This window comes from Burkholderia sp. AU4i, assembly GCF_000466765.1.
GTDB classification, from domain to species: Bacteria; Pseudomonadota; Gammaproteobacteria; order Burkholderiales; family Burkholderiaceae; genus Burkholderia; species Burkholderia cepacia.
Genome location: NZ_ASSI01000105.1, coordinates 1 through 19,154, shown reverse-complemented (window position 1 = coordinate 19,154; position 19,154 = coordinate 1). Strand labels below are relative to the sequence as shown.

Annotated in this window: 20 protein-coding genes; 8 read left to right on the top strand and 12 right to left on the bottom strand. The window is 67.4% G+C overall.

Annotation, left to right across the window (positions count from 1 at the left end; translation table 11 throughout):
* On the top strand, positions 1 to 1,186 hold a 1,186-nt coding region (locus L810_RS48145), incomplete at its 5' end, for a hypothetical protein (protein ID WP_042975862.1).
* Between the two features lie 46 nt (positions 1,187 to 1,232).
* Here the strand turns inward: L810_RS48145 and L810_RS23955 are convergent.
* Positions 1,233 to 2,075 carry a DUF3626 domain-containing protein gene (locus L810_RS23955; RefSeq protein WP_021160904.1) on the bottom strand — a complete coding sequence of 281 codons (843 nt, stop codon included), beginning with the start codon at positions 2,073 to 2,075 and terminating at the stop codon, positions 1,233 to 1,235.
* 259 nt (positions 2,076 to 2,334) lie between these two features.
* On the opposite strand from L810_RS23955, the gene L810_RS23950 reads away from it, so the two are divergent.
* Both L810_RS23950 and L810_RS23945 read left to right on the top strand, forming a co-directional pair.
* On the top strand, positions 2,335 to 3,171 hold the full coding sequence (locus L810_RS23950) for a c-type cytochrome (RefSeq protein ID WP_042975861.1): 837 nt from the start codon (positions 2,335 to 2,337) through the stop codon (positions 3,169 to 3,171).
* Between the two features lie 29 nt (positions 3,172 to 3,200).
* Positions 3,201 to 3,683 (top strand): GNAT family N-acetyltransferase, encoded by a 483-nt coding sequence (locus L810_RS23945; RefSeq protein ID WP_021160903.1) that lies wholly within the window; start codon positions 3,201 to 3,203, stop codon positions 3,681 to 3,683.
* Positions 3,684 to 3,769: 86 nt separating this feature from the next.
* Here the strand turns inward: L810_RS23945 and L810_RS23940 are convergent, their stop codons facing one another.
* From L810_RS23940 to L810_RS23930, 3 genes are read right to left on the bottom strand one after another with little or no spacing between them, the layout of a single operon-like run.
* Complete coding sequence (locus tag L810_RS23940; RefSeq protein ID WP_021160902.1) at positions 3,770 to 5,035, bottom strand: Zn-dependent hydrolase; 1,266 nt, start codon at positions 5,033 to 5,035, stop codon at positions 3,770 to 3,772.
* Entirely contained in the window at positions 5,028 to 5,552 is a 525-nt protein-coding gene (locus L810_RS23935; RefSeq protein ID WP_021160901.1) for an L-2-amino-thiazoline-4-carboxylic acid hydrolase, read from the bottom strand. Before L810_RS23935 ends, L810_RS23940 begins: the two co-directional genes overlap by 8 nt.
* A 59-nt stretch (positions 5,553 to 5,611) precedes the next feature.
* Positions 5,612 to 6,778, bottom strand: a complete 1,167-nt coding sequence (locus tag L810_RS23930; protein ID WP_021160900.1) for a branched-chain amino acid ABC transporter substrate-binding protein — start codon at positions 6,776 to 6,778, stop codon at positions 5,612 to 5,614.
* Positions 6,779 to 6,955: 177 nt separating this feature from the next.
* Here L810_RS23930 and L810_RS23925 point away from each other — a divergent pair, with 177 nt between their 5' ends.
* The 5 genes from L810_RS23925 (at position 6,956) to ahpF (ending at position 11,147) form a co-directional block, all read left to right on the top strand.
* A complete protein-coding gene (locus tag L810_RS23925; RefSeq protein WP_021160899.1) occupies positions 6,956 to 7,852 on the top strand; it encodes a LysR substrate-binding domain-containing protein in 897 nt (298 codons plus the stop codon).
* A 90-nt stretch (positions 7,853 to 7,942) separates the two neighbouring features.
* Positions 7,943 to 8,161 (top strand): hypothetical protein, encoded by a 219-nt coding sequence (locus tag L810_RS23920; RefSeq protein ID WP_021160898.1) that lies wholly within the window; start codon positions 7,943 to 7,945, stop codon positions 8,159 to 8,161.
* Positions 8,155 to 8,520 carry a type II toxin-antitoxin system VapC family toxin gene (locus L810_RS23915; protein WP_021160897.1) on the top strand — a complete coding sequence of 122 codons (366 nt, stop codon included), beginning with the start codon at positions 8,155 to 8,157 and terminating at the stop codon, positions 8,518 to 8,520. Before L810_RS23920 ends, L810_RS23915 begins: the two co-directional genes overlap by 7 nt.
* Positions 8,521 to 8,856: 336 nt before the next feature.
* Entirely contained in the window at positions 8,857 to 9,420 is a 564-nt protein-coding gene (gene ahpC, locus L810_RS23910) for an alkyl hydroperoxide reductase subunit C (RefSeq protein WP_006488685.1), read from the top strand.
* A gap of 128 nt (positions 9,421 to 9,548) precedes the next feature.
* Complete coding sequence (gene ahpF, locus L810_RS23905; RefSeq protein WP_021160896.1) at positions 9,549 to 11,147, top strand: alkyl hydroperoxide reductase subunit F; 1,599 nt, start codon at positions 9,549 to 9,551, stop codon at positions 11,145 to 11,147.
* A gap of 244 nt (positions 11,148 to 11,391) precedes the next feature.
* Here the strand turns inward: ahpF and L810_RS23900 are convergent, their stop codons facing one another.
* From L810_RS23900 to L810_RS23865, 8 genes are all read right to left on the bottom strand, one after another.
* Positions 11,392 to 12,168, bottom strand: a complete 777-nt coding sequence (locus tag L810_RS23900; protein WP_021160895.1) for a hypothetical protein — start codon at positions 12,166 to 12,168, stop codon at positions 11,392 to 11,394.
* A 160-nt stretch (positions 12,169 to 12,328) separates the two neighbouring features.
* Complete coding sequence (locus tag L810_RS23895; protein ID WP_021160894.1) at positions 12,329 to 12,883, bottom strand: carboxymuconolactone decarboxylase family protein; 555 nt, start codon at positions 12,881 to 12,883, stop codon at positions 12,329 to 12,331.
* A 32-nt stretch (positions 12,884 to 12,915) separates the two neighbouring features.
* Positions 12,916 to 14,250, bottom strand: coding sequence for an aspartate aminotransferase family protein (locus L810_RS23890; protein WP_021160893.1), 1,335 nt, complete (start codon positions 14,248 to 14,250; stop codon positions 12,916 to 12,918).
* 15 nt (positions 14,251 to 14,265) lie between these two features.
* The gene (locus L810_RS23885; protein WP_042975863.1) at positions 14,266 to 15,315 is read right to left on the bottom strand and encodes a C45 family autoproteolytic acyltransferase/hydolase; all 1,050 of its coding nucleotides are present in this window, start codon (positions 15,313 to 15,315) and stop codon (positions 14,266 to 14,268) included.
* A gap of 20 nt (positions 15,316 to 15,335) precedes the next feature.
* Positions 15,336 to 16,064, bottom strand: coding sequence for a glutamine ABC transporter ATP-binding protein GlnQ (glnQ, locus tag L810_RS23880; protein ID WP_021160891.1), 729 nt, complete (start codon positions 16,062 to 16,064; stop codon positions 15,336 to 15,338).
* Positions 16,061 to 16,768 (bottom strand): glutamine ABC transporter permease GlnP, encoded by a 708-nt coding sequence (gene glnP / locus L810_RS23875; RefSeq protein ID WP_021160890.1) that lies wholly within the window; start codon positions 16,766 to 16,768, stop codon positions 16,061 to 16,063. Before glnP ends, glnQ begins: the two co-directional genes overlap by 4 nt.
* Positions 16,769 to 16,783: 15 nt before the next feature.
* The gene (gene glnH, locus L810_RS23870; protein WP_021160889.1) at positions 16,784 to 17,536 is read right to left on the bottom strand and encodes a glutamine ABC transporter substrate-binding protein GlnH; all 753 of its coding nucleotides are present in this window, start codon (positions 17,534 to 17,536) and stop codon (positions 16,784 to 16,786) included.
* Positions 17,537 to 18,072: 536 nt separating this feature from the next.
* Positions 18,073 to 19,154, bottom strand: a 1,082-nt coding sequence (locus L810_RS23865; RefSeq protein WP_042975859.1) for an ABC transporter ATP-binding protein, incomplete at its 5' end; no start/stop codon positions are given.

Genomic DNA, 19,154 nt, shown 5'->3' with positions numbered 1-19,154 from the left:
GGCGCCGCCGGCCGTCGCCGCCACGCCGGCCGTGCATACGGTCGCCGTGCCGGCCGCCCCGGCCCCCCACCCGGCCGCCGATCCGCGCAGCTTCATGCACGGCATCGGCGTGGCCGACGCCGGCAGCGGCAAGCGCTGGGTGTTCTTCAGCAGCTCGGGCATCGTGCCGCGCGGCGCGATGCGCAACGGCAACTGGCCGCATGACGTGTACGTCGGAGAATGGCTGCCCGGCGGGTCGCACCTGCTGCACGTCCATACGTTCATCAGCCGCCCCGAGGCGCAGGAACCCGTGTCGATCGCGCAGAACGCGCGCGGCGACATCTTCGTCACGTTCGAGGACGGCTGGAACGCGCCGCAGGAAGTCAGCCAGCGCTACGGCGTGTACCGCCGCGACCTGAAACCGGTCAAGCCCTACCCGAACGACGTCGAATCGGGCGGCCACTCGGGGCACGTCGCCACGGCTGCCGACCGCTTCGTCGTGTTCTATTCCGCCGACTGGATCGACGGCGGCGGCGTCGACAACCTCGGCACCGGCAACGGCGTCTACGTGAAGACCTACGACGCGGCTGGGCGCGTGCTGAACCACGTCGCGGTCGCGCCGCACCGCCGTGAGTGGTGGCCCATGGTCGCGGGCTCGCCGCATGCCGCGCTGCTCGTGTGGCAGAAGTTCATCGAAGGCAGCACGGACGCGACGCTCGAATACGCGATGTTCGACCCGGTCACCGCGAAGCTGGACAAGCTGGGAACGCTGAACGACGCGATCCAGTACTACGTTTACGCGTCGGCGTATGTGCCGGAGATCGACCGCTTCATCGTCGTCACGACGACGGCGGACGATCGCGGCATCGCGATGCTGATCGCGCCGGACGGCCGCCGCACGGCGACGCTCGACTGCCTGCCGGCGTCGGTGCGCGAATCCGGCATCGGGGTGTCCGGCACGCATGCGTACGTGCCGATCCGCGACGGCCGGCTGCTGACGCTGGCACTCGGGCCGGCGGACATCGCGATCGGCGGCGTGCAGCGTTCGCCGATTCCGTGGGGCATGACGGGCATCGCCGGTTTCCCGGCGCGCGGCAACGCGATGCATTTCGTGTCGCTGACGCCGTCGGGCACGCGCGAAGCCGATTTCGAGCCTGCGCATGACACGCCGATGCCGAAAAGCGCAGTGCCTTGTTCGAGTCATTGAAGCGACGACGCGCAAGTGTCGCGCGGCGCATGCCGGATGAGTGCGGTCAGTCCGCGTTTTCGCGCGCCAGTCCAAACCGCGCCATGCAATGCCACACCCATTTGGCCGTCTGATAGTCGAGTGTGCCGTCGCGCGCGCGGCCGAGCACGGCCGGCGTCACGATGCGGTCGACGGCGATGCGTTCGATCGCGTCGGCGGCCGCCTGCCCGCGGAATTGCGCGCACTCGGCCAGCCGGTCGAGCGACAGCCGGAACCCGTCGTGCCACTCGATCCGGCAGCCCGACCGCGTCGCCGCGGCCTCGACCGGCGTATCGCGATAGCTCGGATCGAGCACGATCGCGTCGACGTCGTCGTCCAGACTGACCACGCCATGCACCTGCGCCTCGATGTAGTTGTCGAGCAGTGGATCGAGGCCGGCGCGGTTTTCGGCTGCGAGCGCGATCAGCGCCGTGCAGTCGTGAATCGCGAAATGCTCGGGCCGGTAATGGCTGTCGGGGTAACAGAAGGTCGTGCGCCGATGCGCGTCGCCATGCAGGCGCAAATGACAGGACCCGAAGCGGCGCGACCCGCCGACGGGATCGCCCAGATGGTTCAGCGCGCCGTACTTCGGCCGCAGCGCGGGGTCGGCGGCATCGTACGCCTGCCCGAACATCCGGCTTTCCCACAGCCAGCGATCGCCGCCGGGATACGCGGTGAGGCCGCCGTTGCTCGTCGCCGTCTCGAACTGGGACCGGTAGATGCCGTCGAGGACGATCCGCTCGAGCGTGCCCATACCGTCGGACGGCATGTCCGGATGAAAATTGAGCGTGACGGGAAATGCGTGGCCTTGCCGTGCCGGCGGCCACGATCGTCGGATATGGGCAAGCGCCCGCTCTGTCGGGGAGTCCATGCGTGTTGTCCGGTCTCGTTGAATGCCGCCGGGCCGCGCGGCGCCGACGGTATCCTCGGGCCCGCGGCCCGACGTCGGGTGCGGCCGGCCGCACCCGGTGCGTGACAAAGCACGATACACCGTCGCGCGGAACCGGTCACCGGCCCCCGCGCCGCAGTCGCCAGCGCCGCGCGTACCGGATAGACTGTCGCCCGATTCCTTCCATCGGCCGCGGCGCCCGCCTCCTGCCGCCGCCGGAACGCCCCTTCCCGGAGAACGAATGCTGAAGCGCCAGTGGTTTTCGCTCGTGCTGCTGACGGTTTGCCTGTTCGGACAACGCGCGTCGGCCCAGTCCACGCTCGAGCTCGACACCGACGGCACGGCCCGCCCCCTCACCCGGCAGACACTGCTCGCACGCCCCGACGCGACGGACATCCGTGTGCCGCGCGACATCGCGTATGGCCGGCCGATGACGTTCCGCGCGGTGCCGTTCGCCGCGCTGCTCGGCGACACGCCGCTGCCCACCGACGGCGTGCTCGAAACGCGCGCCGCCGACGGCTTCGCCGCGCAACTGCCGCTGGACCTCGTGCGCCGCCGTGCGCCGGCCGGCGCCGTTCCGTGGCTCGCGATCGAGGACCCGGCCCATCCGTGGCCGAAGCTGCCCGGCAAGCAGGTCAGCGCGGGGCCGTTCTATCTGGTGTGGCTCGGGCCGGACGCCGCGTCGGTGCGCGGCGAGCAGTGGCCGTACCAGATCGTGCGCATCACGATCGAATCGTCGCCGCTCGCGCGCTGGCCGTCGCTTGCCGTGGATGCCGCGTTGCCTGCCGACGACCCGGCCCGCGCGGGGCTGCACCTGTTCGTCACGCAATGCCTCGCGTGCCACCGGCTCGACGGCGCGGGCAGCAGCCATGCCGGCCCCGACCTGAACACGCCGATGAACCCGGTCGACTACTTCCAGCCGGCCGCGCTGCGCCGCTACATCCGCAACCCGGCATCGGTGCGCGACTGGCCGGGCCGCGTCATGCCGGCGTTTCCGCCCGACCAGTTGAGCGACCGGGAACTCGACCAGATCGTCGCGTATCTTGCGTATATGGCACGGCGCAAGGCCGCTCGATAACGCGCGGCCCGATTGCACGAGGAATGTTGATGACTTCAGGCGACCCGCTGTTCACCATCGCGTCGATCGACGCCGCGCAGACGCACCCGCTCCGGGCAGCGATCCTGCTGAACGGCGACCTGAACGCCTGCGAACTGGCTGGCGACCATGCGCCGACGACGCTGCATGTCGGCGTGCGCGACGGCCGGTCGAACATCGTGGCGGTCGCGTCGCTCTGCGAGGAGTTGCGCGACGACGATCCGGCACGGCCCGCATGGCGGCTTCGCGGAATGGCCGTCGACCCTACCGTGCGCGGCATGGGCTTCGGGCGCGTGCTGGTGCAGGTATGCGTGCGGCATGCGCAAGCGCACGGGGCCGCGCTCGTGTGGTGTACGGCACGCGAAGTGGCGTACCGGTTCTATGAAAAGCTCGGTTTTACGGCCGATGGTGAGATGGTGACGATGCCGGGGCGCACCGATACGGCGTTTTACGTGATGCGCCGATACATCGATCGACATTCGCCGGCGGCCTGACGCGAATTTCGCGTTCGCGGCGCCAGGCCGAAACCGGCACGGCCCGGCGCACACCGTGCCGCCGGGCCGGGCCGTCACGCTCGGGCTCAGGCCTCTTGCGCGCTCCGCAACACCGCCCGCAACAGCACATCCGCCCCCGCCGCCGCCCACTCGGGCGTAATCGCTTCGGCCTCGTTGTGGCTCAGCCCGTCGACGCACGGCACGAAGATCATCCCGGTCGGCGCAACGCGCGCGACATAACATGCGTCATGACCCGCGCCGGACACGATGTCCAGGTGCGACAGCCCGAGCGAGCGTGCCGCGTCACGCACCGCGTCGATGCAGCGCGGCGCGAACGGGATCGGCGCATACGTGAAAATCTGCTCGATCTGCGCACCGAGGCCCGTTTCATCGGCCACACGCGCCAGTTCGGCGCGCAGCGCCGCGTCCAGTTCGTCGAGCACCGCATCGTCCGGATGACGAAACTCGACCGTGAAGAAGCAGCCGCCCGGCACCGTGTTGCGCGAGTTCGGCCGCGCCTCGATCATCCCGACCGTCGCGCGTGCGTCCGGCGCGTAACGACGGCCGAGCACCTCGATGAACGCGATCATCCGCGCGGCGCCGACCAGCGCATCACGGCGGACCTCCATCGGCGTCGTGCCCGCGTGCGCGTCGACGCCGGTGAGCGTCACTTCGTACCAGCGCTGCCCCTGCCCGCCCGTCACGACACCGATCGTCTTGCCGGCCCGTTCGAGAATCGGGCCCTGCTCGATATGCAGTTCATACGCCGCGTGCACCGGATAACCGCCGACGGGCTCGGCGCCCGCGTAGCCGATCCGCGCCAGTTCCTCGCCGATCGTCCTGCCCGCGCCGTCGGTGCGCGACAGCCCGTATTCGAGCGTATAGACACCCGAGAACACGCCGGCGGACACCATCGCCGGCGCGAAGCGCGAGCCTTCCTCGTTGGTCCAGATCACGACGTCGATCGGGCGCTCGGTCTCGACGCCCGCGTCGTTCAGCGCACGCACGACCTCGAGCCCGCCTAGCACGCCGTAGATGCCGTCGTAGCGGCCGCCCGTCGGCTGCGAATCGGCGTGCGAGCCCGTCATGACCGGCGCGGCGTCGGGATTGCGCCCCGGACGGCGTGCGAAGACGTTGCCCATCCGGTCCACGCGCACCGTGCAGCCGGCGTCCTGCGCCCATTGCACGAACAGGTCGCGCGACTCGCGATCGAGGTCGGTCAGCGCAAGTCGGCAGACGCCGCCCTTCGGCGTCGCACCGATCTGCGCCATCCGTTCGAGCGACGCCCACAGGCGGTCGCCGTCGACGCGCGGCGCGCTTACGATATCCACGTTGCCGCGATCGTCACGCATCGCCGTTCTCCGGCGCGGATTGCAGTGCGTAACGGAAATCGCAGCGCTTGCCGCCCTGCATGATCGTGCTCGTGCGCGTGAGCGCGATGTCCGGCGCATAACCCTGGATGAAATGGCTGTCGCGCGCGCAGCTCAGCAGATGCCCGATCTCGCCGAGCCCCATCGCGTGATACATCTCCGCGTAGCTGCAGCGATGCACGTCGTAGTCGTAGTGCGCGTCGTCCGCGCGCCGCACCTCGACGTCGAGCGCATCGTCCTTCTCCCACAGCACCTGCAGCGCGATGAACGACTTCACGCTCGTGCCGCCCGGCTCCTGCGCGGCGAACGTGCGGCCGGCGTCGACGGCCGCGCCGCGCACGGCTTCCGCGATCACGGCCTGTGCGCGCTCGGCGCCGAACTCGCGCTTCATGATCTCGTAGATCGGCTTGATGATTTCCGCTTCGATGCGGCGCCGCGCGAGGATCCCGAGGCGCGTGTCCTCGGGTGCGGCGGCGGATGTCTGGGTCGCTTCGGTCATGGGGATCGTCCGGGTCGTTTTATCGATGTATTGCGCTGTGTTGCGCCGTGTCGTTTCGCTTACTTGGTTGCGGTGCGCGAGCCGCCGAGCACGTCGACGACGGTCCACTTGCCGCCGCGCACCTGGTAGATCGTGAAGGCCGGGTCCTTCAGGTTGCCTTCGCCGTCGAACGCGATCCGCCCCGTCACGCCGGGCCGGTCGATCGCACGCACCGCCGCGACCAGCTTCGCCGGCTGCGTCGTGCCGGCCTTCTGCGCGGCCGCGATCAGCGTGGCCGCCGCGTCGTACGCGAACGGCGCATGCAGTTCGATCGGCGCACGGAAGCGCGCCTGGTATTGCGTGTCGAATGCCTTGCCGCCCGGCATCCGGTCGAGCGGCAGGCCCGGTTCGAGCGCCGTCACGCCGTCGCCGCCCTTGCCCGCGAGCGACAGGAAGGTCTGGCTCACGAAGCCGCCCGCGCCGAGCAGCGGCGCGTTCACGCCGAGCTGGCGCATCCGGCGCGCGATCGGCGCCGCTTGTGCATCGAGGCCGCCGAAGAACACGAGATCAGCGCGCTTGCCCTTGATCGCGGTCAGCACACCGCTGAAATCGGTCGTCTTGTCGTTCACGTACTGGCGATCGACGATCGCCCCGCCGTTCGCCTGCACGCCCTTGATGAACTGGTCGGCGAGCCCCGCGCCGAACGACGTGCGATCGTCGATCACCGCGATACGCTTCGCCTTCAGCGTCTTCACCGCATACGCGCCCGTGAAGTTGCCGCCCGCATCGTCGTGACCCATGATGCGGAACGCCGTCGCATAACCCTGCTGCGTGTATTGATGGCCGGTGGACGCCGGCGCGATCTGCGGGATGCCCGCATCGCGGTAGACGCGCGATGCCGGCACGCTGCAACCCGTGTTCCAGTGGCCGACGACGCCGATCACGTGCTGGTCGACGAGCTGCTGCGCGACCGCGACGGCCGTGCGCGGATCCGATTGATCGTCGGCCGCGACGAGCTTATAGACGACCGGCTTGCCTCCGATGGTCGGATGCTTCGCGTTCGCATCGTCGATCGCGAGTTGCGCGCCGTTCTGCAGATCCTTGCCGATCCGCGCGGACGGGCCGGTGAGGGGCGCGGCGAGACCGATCAGGACCGTCTGCGGCGCGGATTGCGCGAAGGCGGGAACGGAAGCGACCAGGGCGGCCGCCGAGAATGCGAGGGTGGCGTGGAGGAAAGCGATTTTCATGTGCGGGGATGGGTGGATCGAATCAAAACATGAAAAATATTAAATATTGAGCACCCAAACCCCAAATACCCAATTGTTGGATGCTTATACCGCTGGCCACACATTAACCTATATCACTGTAAATACAGGATATTTTTGTGTTTTCGCTTACCCTGATTTTTCGATAAAATTCGACACATGAAAAATATCGAACAATTGCCGCACGATCCACCGCTGCGCGCGGTGCGTGCGTTCGAAGCCTTCGCGCGCCTCGGGTCGGTGACCGCAGCCGCGGGCGAGCTCGACATCACGCCGTCGGCGGTCAGCCATCAGCTGCAGCTGCTCGAGGCGTTCATCCAGACGCCGCTGACGGTGCGCGAGGGCCGGCTGCTCGCGCTCACCGACGAAGGCCGCGATTACTACCGCTCGATCAGCGCCGCGTTCTCGGTGCTGCGCAGCGCGACGCGCTTCGTGCGCGACCGCTCGTCGCTGCGGCAGATCACCGTCAGCCTGATTCCGTTGCTCGGCATCGGCTGGTTCATTCCGAGGCTGCATGCGTTCCTGGCCGACAACACGGACGTCGACGTCACGGTGTTGTACGCGCATCACCGCAACTACCGCAGCGATGCGTCGGACCTGTCGATCCGCTTCGGCACCGGCGACTGGCCCGGCTATCGCTGCGAACGCCTGCTGCCGGGCGCGATGGTGCCGATGTGCAGCCCGTCGTTCCTGAAGCGCCACGGGCCGTTCCGCACGCCGGCCGATCTCGCGCGCGCGCCGCTCGTGCACGACGAGGATCGCAGCACGTGGGTCAACTGGCTGCAGGGCGCCGGGGTGCGGCATGTGTCGCACGCGGTGGGGCCGATGTTCGAGGACGGCCAGTTGACGCTGAGCGCCGCGCGCGCGGATCTCGGCGCGGCATTGCTGCGCGCGCCGCTGGTCGAGCGCGAACTGGCGAATGGCGAGCTCGTGAAACTGTTCGACCACGCGCTCGACGACGGGCGCGATTACTACCTGTGTACGCGCGAGGACGCGGACATGCCGGACGGGGCACGGCGGCTGGCGGAGTGGTTGAGGAAGATGGCGGGGATTTGAGCGGGGTACGCTGCGCCGATTCGCTTGCTACCGTCTTGCGGCCGAAAGATCTGGTATATATGATATGCATATCATATATCGGAGGCTATCATGAGCCGAATTCTGGTCGATCTGTCGGACGGCCAACTCGACGAGTTGGCCGTCATCGTCGAGACTCAACATCGTCCCCGCGCCGCAATCATCCGCGACGCGATCGATGCCTATATTGCCTTGCACAAGCACCGGCTTGCCGACGACGTCTTCGGTCTCTGGAAAGATCGCAAGGTCGACGGGCTCACCTATCAGGAAGAACTGCGCTCGGAATGGTAAAAGCTCTCTTCGATACCAACATCCTGATCGACTATCTGGGCGGCGTGGAATCCGCTCGTGCGGAACTGGGCCGCTACGACTATCGGGCGATCAGCACGATCTCGTGGATGGAGGTCCTGGTCGGCACGTCCGCACAGGACGAGGCACCCATCCGCGCGTGGCTGTCGTCGTTCGATGTCATCGCACTGGACAGCCCGGTTGCGAATCGTGCCGTGACAATCCGCAAGGAACGCCGCATACGCCTTCCCGATGCAATCGTCTGGGCATCGGCACAAGTGAACGGTCTACTGCTCGTATCGCGCAACACGAAGGACTTCCCTGCCACCGAACCCGGCGTTCGCGTGCCCTACAAGCTCTGAGTCAGCGCCAAGTCACCTCCGAGTCCGAACCCGTTGTATGCGCCGGAACTCGGCCCTCCCGCAGCACCTGATACGAACGCGCGAGACGACCATCCTGCGCACGCAATGTGCCAGCCACTCGCGCCGGCACATCACGCCAAACTGCCCCGCTGTCAACCCGCATTCATCGGCGATCCGCCCACCGCCTCACAAGCCCCCCAAGCCCCACCCAATCAAGGGCCGGAAGCAGATAGAAATTCCCGATGTCCCGGATTGAAACAAGCAATTTCACAAGCTCAGGGTGAACCCGGATACTGGCAACACTCCACTCACCACTGAAGCAAAGGAACTCTCCAGATGCCGATCATCAACACCCAAATCAAGCCGTTCAAGGCAACCGCTTACCACAACGGCGACTTCGTGCCCGTCTCGGAAGAGAACTTCAAGGGCAAGTGGTCCGTCGTCGTGTTCTATCCGGCCGACTTCACGTTCGTCTGCCCGACCGAGCTGGGCGACCTCGCCGACCGTTACGCGGAATTCCAGAAGCTGGGTGTCGAAATCTACGGCGTGTCGACCGACACGCACTTCACGCACAAGGCATGGCACGACACGTCGGACACGATCGGCAAGATCAAGTACCCGATGATCGGCGACCCGACGCTCACGCTGTCGCGCAACTTCGACGTGCTGATCGAGGAAGAAGGGATGGCACTGCGCGGCACGTTCGTGATCAACCCGGAAGGCGAGATCAAGCTGTGCGAAATCCACGACAACGGCATCGGCCGCGACGCAGGCGAACTGCTGCGCAAGGTGCAGGCCGCGCAATACATCGCGGCCCACCCGGGTGAAGTGTGCCCGGCCAAGTGGACGCCGGGCGCGGAAACGCTGACCCCGTCGCTCGACCTGATCGGCAAGATCTGACGATCGCTCCGCGCGCCTCGCACGAGGCGCGCGAGACACACGAAGACGGGCCGCCGCCGCATGCGGCCCGCGCCCTCCTCCGGCACGACGTGCCCGACCAGAATCATCAATACGGAATCCGAAACGCCATGCTCGACGCCAATCTCAAGAACAAACTGAAAGCGTACCTCGAAAAAATCACGCGCCCGATCGAACTCGTCGCTTCGCTCGACGACGGCGCGAAATCGCAGGAACTGCTGGCGCTGCTGAACGAGATTGCGTCGCTGACGGATCGCGTGACCGTGACCGAACGCCGCGACGATGCCGAGCGCAAGCCGTCGTTCTCGATCGGCGAGCCCGGCAAGCCGGCCGGCATCCGCTTCGCCGGCATCCCGATGGGCCACGAATTCACGTCGCTCGTGCTCGCGCTGCTGCAGACGGGCGGCCACCCGATCAAGCTCGACGACGACGTGGTCGAACAGATCCGCGCGCTCGACGGCGACTACGCGTTCGAAACGTACTTCTCGCTGTCGTGCCAGAACTGCCCGGAAGTCGTGCAGGCACTGAACGTGATGTCGCTGATCAACCCGCGCATCCGCCACGTCGCGATCGACGGCGCGCTGTTCCAGGATGAAGTCGAGTCGCGCCAGATCATGGCCGTGCCGACGATGTTCCTGAACGGCGCCTCGTTCGGCCAGGGCCGCAGCAGCGTGAAGGAAATCCTCGCGAAACTCGACACGGGCGCCAGCGCACGTGCCGCGAAGTCGCTCGAGAACAAGCCGGTGTTCGATACGCTGATCGTCGGCGGCGGCCCGGCGGGCGCGGCAGCCGCCATCTACTCGGCACGCAAGGGCATCGCGACGGGCGTGGTCGCCGAGCGTTTCGGCGGTCAGGTGCTCGACACGATGGCAATCGAAAACTTCGTGTCGGTGCAGGAAACCGAAGGGCCGAAGTTCGCGACAGCGCTCGAGCAGCACGTGAAGCAGTACGACGTCGACATCATGGACGTGCAGCGTGCCGATGCGCTGATTCCGGGCGACGTGCACCAGATCCGCCTCGCGAACGGCGCGGTGCTGAAGGCGAAGACGATCGTCCTCGCGACCGGCGCGCGCTGGCGCGAAATCAACGTGCCCGGCGAGCGCGAATACCGCAACCGTGGTGTCGCGTACTGCCCGCACTGCGACGGCCCGCTGTTCAAGGGCAAGCGCGTCGCGGTGGTCGGCGGCGGCAACTCGGGCGTCGAGGCCGCGATCGACCTCGCCGGCATCGTGAAGGCCGTCACGCTGATCGAATACGGTGCGCAACTGCGCGCGGACGAAGTGCTGCAGCGCAAGCTGCGCAGCCTGCCGAACGTCACGATCGTCACGCAGGCGCAAACGATCGAGCTGACCGGCGACGGCAGCAAGCTGAACGGCCTCGTCTACAAGGATCTGCGCTCGGGCGACACGCAGCGCATCGATCTGGAAGGCGTGTTCGTGCAGATCGGCCTCGTGCCGAACACCGAATGGCTGAAAGGTACGGTCGAACTGTCGAAGCACGGCGAGATCGTCGTCGATGCGCGCGGCGCGACGTCGGTGCCGGGCGTGTTCGCGGCCGGCGACGTGACGACGGTGCCGTTCAAGCAGATCGTGATCGCGGTGGGTGAAGGCGCGAAGGCATCGCTCGGCGCGTTCGACCACCTGATCCGGCAGGACGTCGCACCGGTGGCCGCCGCGCAACCGCAGGCCGAGGAAGCGGTCGCCGCGTAACGCGCGTCGCACATCGGCACAACAGTTTGTCTCTCTTGGCCCCGCATGCTTTGGTCGGCGTGCGGGGCCCTTTTTTTGTGTCGACGCCTGGAGGCGCAGACGAATAGCGAATTGCCCTTAACTGACGAGTCGCATTCCTGCAACCTTCGCGGCTTTCGCGTCAAACGTCATCGTGTATTGGCATTGCGCCTCATGGCACGTCCGTTCGATCACGTTCGCAAGCATCACGCTCGAGTTGCGCGGCTTACTTGGTCGCTGTCGAATCGCTATTTGCCGAGGGCGACGCCTTGACACTGCTCGACTGCCTGACCAGTTGCTCGGTCATCGCAGCGGCAACCGGATTCGCGCCCGACGACGAACTCCCCTGCCGGTACGAACCGGCGCTCGACGACATCGATGATGTCGACGACATCGGCGGCGGCGGCAACGACGGGTCGAGCTTCGCCGATTCCCTCACGAGCGCGGCCGTCTCCGGCGTTTCGGATTTCGTGGCGGAAGGCGCGGCGGCCGCGTGGCGTTCGAGACCGTCGCGCTTGCGCGGTGCGCGTTGCGTGACCTGCGCGGGGGCGACCGGCTGGGCAGGTTTCGCAGCCGGCGCCGGGGCCGGCGGGGTCGAATCCTGCGCATCGACGGTCACGACGTTGACCTTCGGCGCCGGTGCGCTCGGCTGCGCTTTCTCGCTGACGACAGGAACGGCGGGGACGGATGCGGGTGCGGCACCGACACGCGCGGGTGCAGGTGCAGGTGCAGGTGCGGGCGTTGCCGGGGCCGGTGGCTGCGGGGAAACGGCTGCCTGCTTCGATGCCGTATCGGCCCGGGCCGCCGGGGCCGGCGGTGCGATCGTGCCCTGCACCGCGTGATCGTTGTTCGCGGGTGCCACGGCAACCGGCGCGGCCGAATCGCCGATGCCGGCGTCTTCGATCGCACGGTGGTCCGCGCGCAGGAGCATCACGTAGGCAGTGCCGGCCGCGGCTACCAGGAGCCCACCGGCGATCATCAAGGTCTTGCGGGTACTCGTCATGCTTGCTCACCGATCATGTCGACGTGAACAAGCCATCATACGCGGCGATCGGCCGTCGATCCCGTACGAATACATTTGGTTGCATTGTGCCGGGAGCAGGTCGTCACGATGTTCGTCAGACGTATCGCCGCCCCGCTCCGGCACGGCCGGAACGTCGCCCTTACTCCGGAAACGGCAATTCGGTCTGCCCGTCCGCACGCATGCCGAACGTGTTCAGCGTCATCGCGACGAGCGCGTAGTAGCCGAGCAATGCAACGAGATTCACGACGGTTTCGTGGCCGAAGCGCGCCTGCGCCCGCGCGAACGTCGCGTCGCTCACGCGCCGCGTGTCGTACAACTCACTCGCGAACGCATGAATCAGCGCATCGTCGTCCGATTCGAATGCGGGCGCGACGCCGAGCCGAATGGCGTCGGCCGTCGCGGCCGGCACCCCCGCTTCGAGCGCGATCGGATGGTGGATGTGCCACTCGGCCTGCGAGCGCCAGCGCGCGGCCGTCACGAGAATCGCGAGTTCCGACAGGCGCAGCGGCAGGCCCGTGCGATAGCGGCAGAACGCGCCGAGCTTCTGCGCGTGCTGGGCCAGTTCGGGGCTCGCGATCCAGCCGAGAAACGGCCCGTTCAGGTTGCCGCGCGGGCCGCTGAGAATGTCGGCCAGCACGGCCTTCTGCTCATCGGTGGCCGATGCGGGATCGAACGGAGGCAATCTGTTGGTCATGGCGATCTCCGGAGAACGTTCAACGAATGCACTTACGCGCCGGCCGACGCGAGCGCCGCGTCGATCGCGCCCGACAGCCGCTCGACGATCGTGTCGATCTGCTGCGCGGTGCAAATGAAAGGCGGCGCAACGAGGATGTGATCGCCGTGAACGCCGTCGATCGTCCCGCCCATCGGATACACCATCAACCCGCGCTGCATCGCTTCGCGCTTGACCGCCGCGTGCAGCTTCAGCGCGGGATCGAACGTCGCCTTCGTGTCGCGATCGCGCACGAGCTCGACGCCGACGAACAGCCCGCGGCCGCGCACGTCACCCACATGCGGATGCGCGCCGTAATGCTCGCGCAGCGACGCACGCAACTGCTCGCCGCGCGCCTTCACGTTGTCGAGCAGCTTCTCTTCGGCAATCACGCGCTGCACTTCGAGCGCGGCCGCGCACGCGGTCGCATGGCCGAGGTACGTGTGGCCGTGCTGGAAGAAACCCGAGCCGTCGACGATCGTCCGGTAGATGCGGTCGCTCACCAGCGTCGCGCCGATCGGCTGGTAGCCGGCGCCGAGCCCTTTCGCGATCGTCAGCAGATCGGGCGCGACGCCGTCTTCGTCGCACGCGTACAGGTAACCCGTGCGGCCCATCCCCGACATGATCTCGTCGAGAATCAGCAGCACGCCGTACTTGTCGCACACCGCGCGAATCTTCTTCAGGTACGTGCGCACCGGCGGCACCGCGCCGGCCGTTGCGCCCACCACCGTCTCCGCGACGAATGCCGCGACGTTGTCCGCGCCGAGTTCGACGATCGTCTGCTCGAGCTCGTCCGCGAGGCGCTGCGCATACGCTTCGTCGGTTTCGCCCGCCTGCTGGTCGCGATACGCATAGCACGGGCTCACGTGGTGCGCCTCGATCAGCAGCGGCAGGAACGGCTCGCGCCGCCACGCATTCCCGCCGATCGCAAGCGCGCCGAGCGTGTTGCCGTGATAGCTCTGGCGTCGCGCGATGAAATGGCGGCGCTGCGGCTCGCCCTTCTCGACGAAATACTGGCGCGCGAGCTTCAGCGCGGCCTCGACCGCCTCGGAGCCGCCCGACACGAAATACACGTGTTCGAGGCCGGCCGGCGCCGCTTCGACGAGCCGGTCGGCGAGTTCCTCGGCCACGTCGGTCGTGAAGAACGACGTGTGCGCGTAGGCCAGTTGCTGCGCCTGCCGCTTGATCGCGTCGATCACGCGCTGGTTGCTGTGGCCGAGACACGAAACGGCCGCGCCGCCGCACGCGTCAATGTAGCGTTTGCCGGTCGAGTCGATGATCTCGATACCGTCGCCTGCGACGGCGACGGGCAAGGTGGCGCGCGGAGCGCGATGGAAAACGGTCGTCATGCGTTGCCTCATGGATCAGGATGCGTCGTGCGCGCGTCCGGACGGCACGATGCGTGTCGCGAAACGCTGCGTGCCTTGTTGGTGAATGGTGACGTCGATCGACGCCGCGCCGATCGCGAACACGGCCGTGGCCAGCGTATTTTCGTCGTCGGGGTCCGCAGGATCGTCGCGGTAGATCGGCAACCCTTCCGGTGCACGATCGCCGAGCACGCGCAGCAGCGCGGCTGCATCGATCGCGTCGATCCCGGGCACGAGCGCGTCGACGCGGCGCTGGCGGTCGGCCGACGATTGCGTGACGATCTGCGCCTCTGCTTCACAGCCCGGATGCACGAGATGGTTCGCGTGCCCGGCCAGCGTCGCCACGTCGACGACCGAGCAGCGCGCGGCACTCGCCTCGATGCTCAGCAGCCGCGTGTCGCCGGTCGCGCCGAGCGTATGGTGAAAGCCGCTCGCGCGCGCATTCACGCGCAGCACGTCGGCGGCTTCGTCGAGCGACGCCGCATCGAGCACGGCGCGCGCCAGGATCATGCGCGGCACGCCCGGCGCGGGCGTCCTGATCCGCAGGTTGTTGATCGCCTGCACGATGCCGGCCCGGTTCGTGGCGAAGGTGTGCCCCGGCAGCGAGCCCGGGTAGTAGAAACTGACGAAGCCCGGCTTGCCCACGGGCTGCACGTCGACGAGCAGGCAGCGTTCGCGCAGGAACGGATCGCCGTCCTCGTTGTGCGCGATCCAGCGCGTGCCGGCCGCATCGCGCGCGGCAAGCGTCGTGCAGCCGTCCGGCGCGTTGTGGATCAGCTCGCCGCGGCAGTTCCACAGGAAGATGTCCTCGGCCGGCCAGCCGACACCCGCCGCGATCCCGTCCAGTTCCGCGACGAGATCGGGGTACGCGGCCAGCGCCGCCTGCCGCAGCGCATCGACGAACGGATGGCCGCGCCAGCGGCGCACGGCCTGCCACGCGCTGCTCTGCTGCATGTACGCGTCGAACACGGGACGGGCGAGTTCGCCGAGGCGCACGCCGATGTCGAACGGCGCACCGGCGATGACAGGAGTAAGGGAAAGCGGCAGGTCGGCCATTTCGGTTTCGTTCAGGACACGTGTTTCAGGAATTCCTTCAGGCGCGGGGTCGGCGGCCGGTCGATCAGGTCGACCGGATGGCCGTCCTCGGCAATGCCGCCCTGATCCATGAACAGCAGCCGCGTGCCGACCCGTTTCGCGAAGCCGATCTCGTGCGTGACGACGATCATCGTCATCCCTTCGTTGGCGAGATCCTGCATCACTTTCAGCACTTCGTGTCGCAATTCCGGATCGAGCGCCGACGTCGGCTCGTCGAACAGCATCAGCCGCGGCCGGATCGCGAGTGCGCGCGCGATCGCGACACGCTGCTGCTGGCCGCCCGACAGCTCCGACGGGTAATGATTCGCACGCGATTCGAGGCCGACCTTGTCGAGCAGCGCCATCGCCTGGTCGCGTGCGTCGGCACGTGACGCGCCGCGCACCTGGATCGGCCCGAACATCACGTTCTCGAGCGCGGTCATTTGCGGAAACAGGTTGAACTGCTGGAACACCATGCCGGCTTCGAGCCGGATGTTGCGGATCGTCGTCGCGTTGCCGCGCACGCTCTGGCCGTCGACGAGCAGTTCGCCGCCGGTGATTTTCTCGAGCGCGTTGATACAGCGCAGCATCGTCGACTTGCCCGAGCCGGACGGGCCGATCACGACGACCACCTCGCCCGCGTCGATCTTCAGGTCGATGTGCTTCAGCACCGGCACGTGGCCAAAACTCTTCGACACGTTCTGGAATTCGATCATGCTCATAGAATTCTCATCCTCTTTTCGACGAGCCGCAGCGTCAGCGTCATCGCGCCGGTCAGCAGCAGGTAGATGACGGCCACGGCGCTCCAGATCTCGACCGCCTGGAAATTGCCCGCGATGATTTCCTGCCCCTTGCGCGTCAGTTCGCCGACGCCGATCACGATGAACAGCGACGTGTCCTTCAGGCTCACGATGCACTGGTTGCCGAGCGGCGGAATCAGCCGCCGGAACGCGAGCGGCCCGACCACCTTCAGCAGCACGCGCGGCATCGACAACCCCATCGCGAGCCCCGCCTCCGTCAGCCCCTTCGGGATCGACAGCAGCGCGCCGCGCACCACTTCCGCGAGATACGCGCCGGAATTCACCGTGATCGCGATGATCGCGGCCGTCAGGCCGTCGATGCGGATATGCGCGAGCAGCGGCAGCGCGAAGTACAGGAACATCACCTGCACGACGATCGGCGTGCCGCGAATCAACTCTATATAGACCTGGGCGAGCACGTTCATCGCCTTCGGTCCGTATGCGCGGAACATGCCCGCGATCATCCCGACGATGAAGCCGCCCACCAGCCCGAAAAATGCGATGAACACCGTCAACCGGACCCCGTCCATCAGGTCCGGCAACGCCGCCCAGATCGCCGACCAATCGAAATTCACTTGTCGCTCCCCGTTCGATTCAAGACCGGCGCGGCCGCCCGGCCGCGCCATGGTGCGCCGTCGCGCTTACATCTTCGGCGGCTCGGCGCCGAACCACTTCTTGTAGATCTGCGCGTAGCGGCCGTCGGCCTTGATCTTCACGAGCGACGCGTTGACCTTCGGCACGAGCGGGCTGCCCTTCGGGAAACCCATCCCGTACTTGTCGCCGCTGACCGGCTGGCCCGCGACCTTCACCTTGCCCTTGCCTTCGTTGTTCACGAAGAACAGCACGTTCGGCGTGTCGTGCATCGCCGCGTCGACCCGGCCGGCTTCGAGCGCGAGGTAGGCCTGGTCGATGTTCGGGAACTGGCGGATCTCCTTCGGCTTCAGGTGCGCCTTGATCCAGTCGATGGTCGCGGTGCCCGTCTTCGCGGCGATCACCTTGCCGTTCAGGTCGTCGATCGACTTGATCGTCGTGTTGCCGGTCTGCACCATCGCCGCGAGACCGCTGTCGTAGTACGGCGCGGAGAAGTCGATCGCCTTCTTGCGCTCTTCCTTGATCGTCATCCCCGACAGCGCGACGTCGATGTTCTGCGTCTGCAGGGCCGGGATCAGGCCCGCGAAATCCATCGGCTGGATCGTGTATTTCCAGCCCTGGTCCTTCGCGATCTCCGCCCACAGGTCGAGATCGAAGCCGACATACTTGTCGCCCTGCTTGAACTCGAACGGCATGAACGACGTGTCGGTGCCGACGACGAGCGTCCTGGTATCCGCGTGTGCGAGGCTTGCGCCGAGCGCGGCAACGACCGCGACGGCTTTCAGGAAGGAACGGCGACTCATGATTTCTCTCCGCATGATTGAGCGATGTGACCGGCCAGCCGGCCGGCGGTAACGACGACATCAAGCCGCACCGCAACATGCGATGTCGAATTAGACCTTAGTGCAACAAGTGTTGTCAACCGCGATACTACGACAACAAAAAAACGCGCAACGGATAAATGCATCGAAACAAACCCGGGGCGCGCGGCGCGGATAAATCGGAGGAAAGGGAGGGTGGCGCGGGGCGAAGCACCCGGGGGAAGCACCCGGGCCGGATCACGCCGCGCCGGACGGCGGCGGCGCCTGGGCGCAGTTGGCGGTGACCGGGCCGGCTTGCGGCCCAGGGCGTCACGCACGAGAGGAGGAGGATCGCGCGGGCGCTCGGACAATCGTCGCGGCCCGCGCATAGGGTTTGTCAGCGTGAAGCGTCGGCGATCGGGTACGGTGCCGGGGTGGCGTCCCCCGCGACGCACGCACCCTCCGGCGTGACTCGACGAATGTTGCGACACGCGCACGGAACCGCCGGAAGCAAGGCCCGCGCGCCGATGCGACGTCGCTTACACCGCCACCCCGCTTGCCTGATGCGACACGAGCCGCGCATACGCGCCCTGCCGCGCCAGCAGGTCCGCATGCTGTCCGGCCTCGATCACGCGGCCCTGCTCCATCACGAGGATCAGGTCGGCATTACGCACGGTCGACAGCCGGTGCGCGATGATGATCGACGTGCGCTGCGTCATCAGGTCTTCCAGTGCCGCGCGGATCTGCTGCTCGCTGATCGTGTCGAGGTGGGACGTCGCTTCGTCGAGGATCAGCACGGGCGCATCCTTCAGGAACGCACGCGCGATCGCGACGCGCTGGCGCTGGCCGCCCGACAACTGCACGCCGCGCTCGCCGACGCGCGTCGCGAGCCCGTCCGGCAGCCGCGCGACGAATTCGCCGAGCGCCGCATGCTCGATCGCGCGCTGCACGTCCGCGTCGGACGCGTCGTTCGCCGCGAGCCGGATGTTCGCCTCCAGCGTGTCGTTGAACAGGTAGGTGTCCTGCGCAACCAGCGCGATGTGCTGGCGCAGGTCGTCGAGCCGCAGGTCGCGCAGGTCGACGCCGCCGAGCGTCACGCGGCCCTGCTGCGGATCCCAGAAGCGCAGCAGCAGGCTCGCGACCGTCGACTTGCCGGCGCCCGACGCACCGACCAGCGCGACCGTGCTGCCAGGCGCCATCTCGAAGCTCACGCGGTCGAGCGCGGGCACGCTGCGGCCCGGGTACGTGAAGGACGTCGCCTCGAAGCGCACCGCCGGATCGGCGGGCAGCGCATGCGTGCCGTCCGTCACCGGCACGGGCTCCTTCTCGAGCGCGCGCAGGCGGCGCGTCGACGCGATCGTGTCGGCGAGCTGGCGCGCGACCTGGCCGATTTCGGCAACCGGCATGAAGGCGGCCACCGCGACCAGCACCAGCAGCGGCAACGACTCGCGCGGAAACCAGCCACGCGCGCACAGCAGCGCGCCGAGCGCCGCGACGACCAGCCCGCCGAGCCCGCTCGCGACTTCCAGTGCGGCGCTCTGCGCCGACAGGTCGTCGAGCAGCCTGGCGCGTTGCTTCCGGTACGCATCGACCTCGGCCACGAACGCTTCGCGCCGGCGCG